Genomic DNA, 8,710 nt, shown 5'->3' on the forward strand with positions numbered 1-8,710 from the left:
TAGCCGTAAAATGAAAGATCTGTACAGAGAAATCATCAACAATTCTGATGATTATTATCCGTTATCTATCAATGGTGCAAAGTCAATTCAAGACTCCGCACTTAAAAAAGAGATTCTTAATCTTGTAAATAACAGTTCTGAAAGTTTTGACAAGAAAAAGAAAAGGATAAAAGATTTAACAACTCAAATTAATCTAAATTATTATAAAATTTTCAGTTTTTATACAGCTTTCAAAATCAGAAAAACCCTTCCTGAAATTGAAAAATATCAGAATGCACATCCTTTAAAAACAGACAGTCTGGATAATTTTATCAGTAAGCAGAATCAATTGCTGAGCGAATTGAAAAATCTAAAATAATGAATGAAATATCGATCATCGGAGGCGGAATCGGCGGTTTAACATTGGGAAATATCCTGAAACAACAAAACATTGATTTTACCCTGTATGAATCGGCAGCGGAAATAAAACCTGTCGGTTCCGGAATTATGATGGCAATCAACGCGATGCAGATCTTCGATAGATTGGGGTTAAAAGAAAAAATTGAACAGGCGGGAAACAAAATTCACGGCATTTCGATTACAGATGAAAAGCTGAAACTTATTTCCAAAACCAATGTTCTGGAATTGGAGAAGAAATACAATTCATGCAATGTAGCCATTCACAGAGCCGATCTGCAAAAGATTTTGGCGGAAAATATCGGCTATGAAAATATTCAACTGAATCATGTGCTGAACAAAATTCAGAAGAAAGAAAATTATATTCTACATTTTGAAAATGGAACTGAAACTGAAAGCAAAATCGTTTTTGGAGCAGACGGAATTCATTCAAAAGTAAGAAAGCAGATTTTCGGAACCGGAACGATAAGAAATAAACAGCAATTGTGTTGGCGCGGTTTAGCAGAATTTGATCTTCCTGAAAATTTTCATCATGAAGCCATTGAAGCATGGGGAAAAGGAAAACGTTTTGGTTTTGTAAGAATGACCGACCGAAAAATATACTGGTACGCTGTTATCAATAAAAACATTCATCAGACTGAAAATCAATTAGCTGAAAATTTTTACGGTTTTCATCCACTGATTCTTGAAATTATGGAGAAAACATTTCAGGAAAATATCATTTTTAACGAAATTATCGACCTCGCTCCTATTCCGAAATGGCACACGAATCATCTTTGTCTGATCGGTGACGCAGCACACGCAACAACGCCGAATCTCGGACAGGGAGCCTGTCAGTCGATTGAAGACGCTTATATTATCGGAAAGCTGTTGGAAAACCATCAGAATTTCAATGAAGTTTTTGAAAATTTTCAGAAGATCAGGAGAAAAAAAGTAGATTATGTAGTTGATACAAGCTGGAAAATCGGACAGGTTTCACAATGGGAAAAAGGAACTTTTCTAAGAAATTTCATGTTCAGATTGGTTCCTGAAAGCTTTAATCAAAAACTGGTTGAGAAAACGATTCGACTGGAAATGTAGTTTCACATAGAGCGCTTTTTATTACGTCCTAATTATTTTTAAACGTATCCTTCATTTTGCCTGCAAATTCTTAATCTCTTTTAACTGCTTAACTGCTCTTAATGGTTATCTTTTTACAACACAATAGGCGCAAAAGTTTCTTTGAAATTATTGAGAATATTCTTCGTTCGCAAAGCTACTTCGACAAGCTCAGTAACTATTCACTCAGCGAAGATATTGCCAAAGGTAAATCATAAAACGTTCGCTTAATAACAGATGAAATCTGAATAACTTTGCTTATTTTAAAATATTTATCTTAAAATATCAACTTTGCGTTAAAATTTTCAGTCTGAATACAATTGAAAAATTTTAATTAGACTGTTTAATAAAGTTTCAGCAAACTTTCAGATAAATTTCATACACGCTCAAGAAAATAAAAATCCTTCAAAATTTAAAAATCTTGAAGGATTAAACATTCTATTTTGTTATAAAAACTTTAATAAGTAAGGGTAATTCCGGCTCCCCATCCCATTTCATTATCATAATTTCCGGAAACTGACAGCCATTTCTGTAAAATGTAGCGCAAACCTGTACTGAATTCGCCATCGGAATTGACCGTAAAATTTCCACGAAGCCTTCTTGAAAGCGGAATATCTTCCCTGCTGAACTCCAGTAAAACCTTTCCGTTCTGGTCTACACTTGCATCCGCTGTAATGAGCATCGGCAAAAGATACTGCATCCCGACCGTAAATGCACCCTGAGTTTTGGAAGCTTTCCGCTGTCCAAACCACGTTTTTTTTCCATGAAAATCCATTCCCATTTCTTCTGCCATTTTTCGTTCCATAATTTCATGATTTTTCTGAATTCTGAAACCCGCATAAGGAATTGCCCACTGGAATTTCCCTAAAAATCTGCCGACTTTAAAATTTCCGTCAAAATGATCAAAATCCCAGTTCGAATGAAATTCATTTAAATTTGCCCATCTCGGTCCGAACATCGTCATAGTTTCTGCATGTATTTTATTGCTGTTAAGATCAAGCATTGCCATTGAACTTATCATCCTGTTATCTTTCAGAAAATTTTTCCAAGCCAGTTTTCTGTCGGGTAGTTGTGGATTCGGTTTGGAATTTTCATAGCTAAAAATCCTCCCCATTCCCGCCATCATATGATACAGAATATGGCAGTGGAAAAACCAGTCGCCATCCTGATTGGCAGCAAATTCAATCGTATTGGTTTCCATCGGCATGATGTCTACCACATTTTTAAGCGGAGAATATTCACCTTTTGAGTTGATTAATCTGAAATCATGTCCGTGAAGATGCATCGGATGGCGCATCATTGAATTATTATACATCGTAATCCTCAGAATTTCCCCTTTTTTGACTAAAATTTTATCGGTTTCCGTCACCGTTTTATTATCTAAAGTCCAGAGATAATGATTCATATTTCCTTCCAGAGTAAATTTCAGTTCGCGGACGTTTTCTGTCGGAAGAATGGTTTTTTCAGGAGATTTTAATAGGTTATAAGACAGTCTTTTAATTGATTTTTCTTCCTTCATTTCCATCGAATGACCGGAATGCTCTTCGTTTTCCTCTTTGGTTTTGATGCCCATCATTTCATTCATGTGCTTCATCGTCATTTTTCTTTGACTTTCAGGAAGTTCGGGATACATGACTTCGTTCATGTCCATCATCTGATTGCCCATCTTCATGTTCATCGGCTTCATATTTCCGCTCATTTCCATCATTCCGTTCATCATTTTCATACCTTCAAAAAGCTTTAATCTGGGTAAATCGGGTGCTTCTACTTTCTCCCCTGAACCTAGCCAGAGCGAAGCGTGACCAATTCTGTCCTCCGAAGTCGCCCGAAATTCGAAACTTTTATTTTCCGGAATGGTGACTTCAATATCATACGTTTCAGAAACTCCTACAATCAGTCGGTCGACTTCCACCGGAACCACATCATTTCCGTCATTTCCTACTACTTTTATCTTTCCGCCTCCGAAATTCAGCCAGAAATAAGTGGATGAACCTCCATTTGCAACTCTCAGCCGAACTTTATCTCCAGCTTTCAAACTTGAATAATCAGAACTTGGCTGTCCGTTGATGAGAAATTTATCGTAGAAAACATCACTTACATCCATGGCTTCCATCCTTTTCCATTCATTCAGCGCTTTTGTTCCGAAGTTTCCGGATTTTATGGCTTCCCAGTAACTTTGCACCGAATTTTTCTTAATGGCATACCAATCTGTATTCGCCATATGAAGTCTTCTTGCAATCTGCATCGGATTTTCATCACTCCAATCGCCGAGTAAAACAGGGATTTCCTGAGTATAATTTACTTTTGGCTCCCCTTCTCGTTTCTGAAAGACTAAAATTCCGTTCATCCCGATCTGTTCCTGCAAACTTTCATGAGAATGATACCAATATGTTCCGTTTTGGGAAACCTTAAATTTATACAAATGTGTTTCTCCCGGTTTTACAGGTTTTGTTGTTAAGTACGGAACTCCGTCATGTTCATTCGGTAAAATCACGCCGTGCCAGTGAAATCCTGTGTTTTCTTTCAGCATATTGTGAAGATAAATTTTGGCAGTATCGCCTTCCGTGAAATATAAGGTCGGAGCCTGTAATTTTCCGTTGACAGCAATTGCACGACGGTTTTTTCCTGTAAAATTGACAATTGTATCTTTGACATATAAATCATAACGAACCGTTTTTCCTCCAAAACTTACTCTGCCATTTTCCGAATTTCTTTTTAAAACAGAGTTATCAGATTTTGGTTCCGGATCAGATTGATGCTGTGAATGATTTTCAATTTCTATTAGATCCATTCCGCATTTCGGACATTTTCCGGGTTTGTCTGAAATGATTTCCGGATGCATCGGGCAGGTATATTTTTGAGGCTGAGATTGGGTTTTAGAATGAGACTTTGGGTGCGTTAAAACTTTAGTCTCAGATGTATTTAAAACAGGTTTAGAAATATTTGATTTGTAAGATTTGCCTGCCTTTTTAAAAGTACTCTTTTTCTCAATCTTAGCCTTACTTTTATTCTTAATTTCTTTTGATTTTATTTCTGTTTTCTGCACCGGCTTTACTTCCGGCTTTGAAATAGCCTTAGGTTTTACAGCAACTACTTTTTTCCTTAAGGTCATTCCGCATTTCGGGCAGTCTCCCGGTTTTGAAGAAACGATTTCAGGATGCATCGGACAACTGAAATAGGTTTTTGTAACCTGTGAAAAACTGAAAACAGAGAATAAAAACAGCAGAAATATTATTATCTTTTTCATAATATTTCGAAGTTTTTTTAAATTGTATAGCCTGAATTAAATTTTAAAAGCTTTCATTTTGAGCAAAACGATGTGAAGTAGAAAATCTAAAATCACTTAATTTTTAACGTAAAGCTTGCAAAGATTTTGTTGAAATTATTGAGAATATTTTTAAGTTCACAAAAGCATTTCACTTAACTAAGATCTCAAAGTTTTGGAATATCCTCCAAATCAATCTATTAAAGTATATTTTAATTTAAGCTATACAACTTATTATTTTTAAATAAGATATAATTATTATTTAATTGTAGATTTCACGTTTCCACAAGAAAGCATAGATTTTCCGTAGTAAGGATTTACGATTTTAGATTCGTCACTTAACCAGCTTCCGTCTGCCATCGGACAATACTGAACATAAACCGGATTTTCAGAAAATTTGAATTCTTTTGCCAGAGCAATCATATTATCGGAAAGATTCATAAATGTTTCTCTTTGTGTACTGATGTTTCTTGCTTCAGAAATTGCAGTAGCATCTTTTCTTAGAATATTTAAATTTCCTTCCGAAACCTGTTTGTAATCAATTGTAGAAGCTGTTTTAATGAATTCCGTAGCTGCTTTTGATGTTTTATCGGCATCGTCTGAAGCCAGAGCAGATTTTATAGCAATATAATTTTGATATAGTTTGGTAACCTGTGCATCTTTTTTAGATTGTGCTGAAATTGAAATAATTGAGAATAATGAGAATATTGCTGTAATGATATATTTTTTCATTGTTTTAAATTTAGAATTAATTTTTAAGAAAGAATTAGTAAACAAGTCGCGTAAAGCGACAAACCGTGTCGTTCGTAATGATCAAAAGATCAAACGACTGACGGATTTTAAATTCTAAAATTACAATGACTGATAAAGATCGGAACGGAACGGTTTTCCGGCGGCGCATTGATCTGAATCTGAGTAAATTTTGTTGCCGAAAAAGAATGATCTGTAAAGAAAAATTCATTTTTCCGGATGTCATGGATTTGTTTTAAAAAATCAATTTTAAGAAAATCTGACTTTTGAGAATCATCCACTTTTACGATTTTGATCTCGGTTTTACAGCAGTCTTTCTTGGTTTTTACGCCACATTTACTGCAGACATCATCCACTTTCTGACTGATGGAAGCCAATTCATTCATGCAATAATGAACACTGAAAACCGCTCCGGAAGAAAAACCGAAGTAGAATACAGAGAACAGGATGGCAAGAATCTTTTTCATTGAGACAAAGTTAAAAATATGAAGACAATCTTCGTTATAAAATTCTGTAAAGATGTTATAAAATTCAGGAAATAAAAAAACTCCCGAAAATTTTCAGGAGTCTGTATTTATTTTATTCTAAATTCAAGCTTCACATTGAAGAAACGCCCTGTTAAACGTACAGGAACAGGATACATCAGATTGGTATTCGCATCGGTAATCCACTGATTGGAAACTGTATTTCTGATATTGAAGGCATTAAAAACCTGAACACCCAGCGTCAGTTCATCAAAATTCCCCCAAAAACCATACGCCTGATTTTTCTCTTTAGGATCGATGAAGGCATAAGAAAGTCCTAAATCTACCCTTTTATAAGATGTTAATGTTTTTTGATAGGAATATCCTGCAAGATAATCGATTTTTCTGTTTTCATCCAGTACAATCGGCGATCCTGTAGGCAATCCCATTGCATAAGTTAAAGTAAGATTGACGCGCATTTTCGGGAATCTCGGCATATAATCCTGATAGAACATCGCAAATCTTAACCTTTGATCGGTTGGTCTTGGAATGTCTCCTCTCCCATCAATATTTTCATACACTCGGGCATAACTTGCCGATAACCAGGAATCAACTCCGGGAACAAATTCTCCGAACAATCTGGTATCAATTCCGTATGCGTAACCCGAAGCATTATTTTTTCCGGAATAACGGATTCTCACGTTGTCCATGAAATACGGGATCAGATCATTCATTTTCTTGTAATACAATTCCGTGGTCAGTTTAAACGGTCTGTCGTACATCTGGAATTCGTAATCGTTCGCCAAAATTGCCTGAATAGATCTCTGGGATTTTATATTTGAATTAAAATTCCCGTCTAAGTCTTTGATTTCCTTGTAAAAAGGAGCCTGATAATAGATACCTCCGGAAAGTCTGAACAACATATCGGTATCCCAATCCGGTTTGATCGCAAACTGTGCTCTCGGAGAGAAAATGGTTTCGTTATTGAAACTCCAGTGCGATACTCTTGCTCCCGCGTTTACAAACACTTTATTGCTTCCCCAGAAAAATTTCTGAGAATACTGAGCGTAAGCAGACATTCTTGTCGGCTGAATATCATTTTTCCCTGCAATGCTGTAATATAATTTTAGATCCGGTGGATTTCTGGGATCTAAAAGCGCGGAAATCGGTGTGCTGTATCCAGCAGAATCTACCAGTTTCCATTCGTTGGTAAGATCTTTCAGGTTTTCTTTTTCATATTTAAAGCCGACTTCAATATCTGTATTTACGTTAGGCGAAAAACGGGTTCGGAACTGTGTTCCGTAAGTTTTTACATATAAATCATTTCTTGCATGCTCTATTTGTCCGCCTGTATCGTATGAAGTAACGGGTTCTCCCGTAATCGGATCAAAAGTCTGTAAAACATAAGCCGAAGCGATGGTGTAATATTCTCTTTCACGGTTTTGGTAAGCAAAAGCGTCTAAAGTAAATCTCCATTTATCGGATGGCTTATAATTCAGGGAGAATGTTCCCATCATATTTTTATACTTATCGTCTTCACGGCCACCGTAATTTACGGTTAAATTAATCGGCTGCTGCAAAGATCCGAAGTCTACACTTCTCGCTTTTGGAATCATTTCGTAATCATTCTTGGAATAATATCCGATGAATGAAGCCGTAAATTTCGGGCTGAAATGATAATTCAGATACGTCTGAAAATCCATGTATTTCGGATTGAAGTCTGTATCTTCTTTCAGGGTATTAAGAACAAGGTTTGTATTTCTGTATCTTCCTGAAAATAGAGCGGTGAATTTCCTGTTTCCTTCTTTGTCTTTTCCGACAGCAAAACCGGTGGATAATCTTCCTCCGATTAAACTTCCTTCTCCGGAAACTTCAAATTTTTCAGGTTCACGGTAATAGATATTTAAAGCAGATGACATTTTATCGCCGTATCTCGGCTCGAAACCTCCGGCTGAGAAATTAACGGTGGAAACCATATCGGGATTGATGATGCTTAACCCTTCCTGCTGAGAATTTCTGATGAGGAATGGTCTGTAGATCTCAATATCATTAATATAGATCAGGTTTTCGTCATAGTTTCCGCCACGAACCATATATTGTGAAGATAGCTCCGTATTGGAGTTTACGGAAGGCAGAGTTTTAAGAATTCCTTCGATACCCCCGGAAATGCTTGCCACATTCTGAGCATCTTTTGCCGAAATTTTTACGGCGGTGATATCGTTGGTTTTTCCTATTACTTTTTTCTGGAAAACTACTTCTTCAATAGTTTCGGTCTTCACTGTATCCCTCTTTTTTTTTACCTGAGAGAATACTAATGCAGGAACCATAAGGCTCAATGGTAAAACTAGTTTTTTCAAAAGAAATGCTTTAAAATTTCAAACGGTTAATTTATAACTTTTATTTTATAATTTGACTTTGCAGGAAAACTTTTGACCATTCTTCTACAAAATCCTTTGGTAAATTCTTTTCTTTAATTGCTGCAAGACACATAAATACATCATTGTCGCCTTTTACAAAATACTGTATCTGAGATTCTGTAGTTGTTGAATTGGTATAAGAATCTGCTTCAACAGTAAAAAGAATGTATTCTCTTTCGCCTTTTTTATTTCGGGACAACTCTTTTATTCGCAAATTTTTGGTTTTAGACTGAAGAAGCTTTTTATTATTGTCAAAAAAAGTCTGCAACGGAATTTTTGCAAGATTTTTGGATACTAATTTTGTAATTATAATATCATAG

Annotated in this window: 6 protein-coding genes and 1 pseudogene; 2 read left to right on the top strand and 5 right to left on the bottom strand. The window is 35.7% G+C overall.

The window, feature by feature from the left end; translation table 11 throughout:
• A pseudogene (locus WFK35_RS17620) lies at positions 1-358 on the top strand (hypothetical protein); the annotation flags it as partial.
• Positions 358-1,476 (top strand): FAD-dependent monooxygenase, encoded by a 1,119-nt coding sequence (locus WFK35_RS17625; protein ID WP_336733686.1) that lies wholly within the window; start codon positions 358-360, stop codon positions 1,474-1,476. The pseudogene WFK35_RS17620 and the gene WFK35_RS17625, both read left to right, overlap by 1 nt.
• A 475-nt stretch (positions 1,477-1,951) precedes the next feature.
• On the opposite strand, the gene WFK35_RS17630 is transcribed toward WFK35_RS17625, so the two are convergent.
• The 5 genes from WFK35_RS17630 to WFK35_RS17650 all read right to left on the bottom strand — a co-directional run.
• Positions 1,952-4,741, bottom strand: a complete 2,790-nt coding sequence (locus WFK35_RS17630; protein WP_336733687.1) for a multicopper oxidase domain-containing protein — start codon at positions 4,739-4,741, stop codon at positions 1,952-1,954.
• A 276-nt stretch (positions 4,742-5,017) separates the two neighbouring features.
• Complete coding sequence (locus WFK35_RS17635; protein ID WP_336733688.1) at positions 5,018-5,491, bottom strand: DUF3347 domain-containing protein; 474 nt, start codon at positions 5,489-5,491, stop codon at positions 5,018-5,020.
• A gap of 107 nt (positions 5,492-5,598) precedes the next feature.
• Positions 5,599-5,976 (bottom strand): HYC_CC_PP family protein, encoded by a 378-nt coding sequence (locus WFK35_RS17640; RefSeq protein ID WP_336733689.1) that lies wholly within the window; start codon positions 5,974-5,976, stop codon positions 5,599-5,601.
• A 107-nt stretch (positions 5,977-6,083) separates the two neighbouring features.
• A complete protein-coding gene (locus tag WFK35_RS17645) occupies positions 6,084-8,330 on the bottom strand; it encodes a TonB-dependent receptor plug domain-containing protein (RefSeq protein ID WP_336733690.1) in 2,247 nt (748 codons plus the stop codon).
• 40 nt (positions 8,331-8,370) lie between these two features.
• The coding region (locus WFK35_RS17650) for a hypothetical protein (protein WP_336733691.1) at positions 8,371-8,710 on the bottom strand (340 nt) is incomplete at its 5' end.

The organism is Chryseobacterium sp. VD8 (genome assembly GCF_037149975.1).
Taxonomy (GTDB): domain Bacteria; phylum Bacteroidota; class Bacteroidia; order Flavobacteriales; family Weeksellaceae; genus Chryseobacterium; species Chryseobacterium indicum.

Bases quoted from the DNA above. Each gene is read 5' to 3' on its own strand.
- WFK35_RS17640 (WP_336733689.1), bottom strand. From the start codon at position 5,976: ATGAAAAAGATTCTTGCCATCCTGTTCTCTGTATTCTACTTCGGTTTT.
- WFK35_RS17635 (WP_336733688.1), bottom strand. From the start codon at position 5,491: ATGAAAAAATATATCATTACAGCAATATTCTCATTATTCTCAATTATT.
- WFK35_RS17625 (WP_336733686.1), top strand. From the start codon at position 358: ATGAATGAAATATCGATCATCGGAGGCGGAATCGGCGGTTTAACATTG.
- WFK35_RS17630 (WP_336733687.1), bottom strand. From the start codon at position 4,741: ATGAAAAAGATAATAATATTTCTGCTGTTTTTATTCTCTGTTTTCAGT.